Raw genomic sequence first — 677 nt, 5'->3', positions numbered from 1 at the left:
CGCCAGGCACCCCGGACACGCGCCGGGCGGACCGGCCAACCGACCGCGGGTGCGGCGCGCGCCGGGCTCCCGGTCGGGCGCGGCCCTCGCGGGTCTGGTCACGGGCGTGATCGCGGTCGTGTACGTGGTGGGTCTGTGGGGCTTCGAGGCCGCCAACAAGGACTACTACGACTGCATGGACAGCGCGCTCACCAAGACCGGCGAGCAGCGCTGCCTGGACAAGCTCCCGGACCGGTTCCACAAGTTCGTGGACGGTTCGTTCTAGACGGATCGCCGTGGACCGATCGCTGTGGACCGATCGGACCGATCGGATCGCTGTGGATCGATCGCTGTGAAGGGTGCGTTCAGGACGGTTGGTTCCGGGCGGTTCGTCCGACCCGGTTGATCCGGGGCCGGTCGGCTCCGGTCGCTTCGGCGGTCGCCAACCGATCTCCTTCGGCAGTCTCGCAGGCCGTTCCCGCTTCGGCGGGGGCGGCCTGTGCTCCTTCCCGGGCCGCGTCGCCGACCGATCCGCCGCCGTCCGGTGGGTGCTCGCCTTCGTGGGCGCCGTCACCGGCGCGCCCGCGCCACCACGTGGTGCCGAGCGCGGTGGGCACGGCGACGACGGTGATCTCGGCGACGATCGCGGCGGCGGTGCGCAGCGCGTCGGGGCCGAGCGTCGCGAGGTTGTCCACGCC

The 677-nt window shown here is 72.8% G+C and carries 2 pseudogenes; one reads left to right on the top strand and one right to left on the bottom strand.

The features are described 5' to 3' along the window. Positions 1-265, top strand: a pseudogene (locus GT354_RS12175) (hypothetical protein); the annotation flags it as partial. Positions 266-344: 79 nt separating this feature from the next. Here GT354_RS12175 and GT354_RS12170 read toward each other — a convergent pair. Beyond that, positions 345-677, bottom strand: a pseudogene (locus GT354_RS12170) (hypothetical protein); the annotation flags it as partial.

It is taken from the genome of Streptomyces sp. SID3343 (genome assembly GCF_009865215.1).
Lineage (GTDB): Bacteria > Actinomycetota > Actinomycetes > Streptomycetales > Streptomycetaceae > Embleya.
Note: the sequence above shows the minus strand (reverse complement) of the source record. Positions and strands in the feature narration are given on the sequence as shown.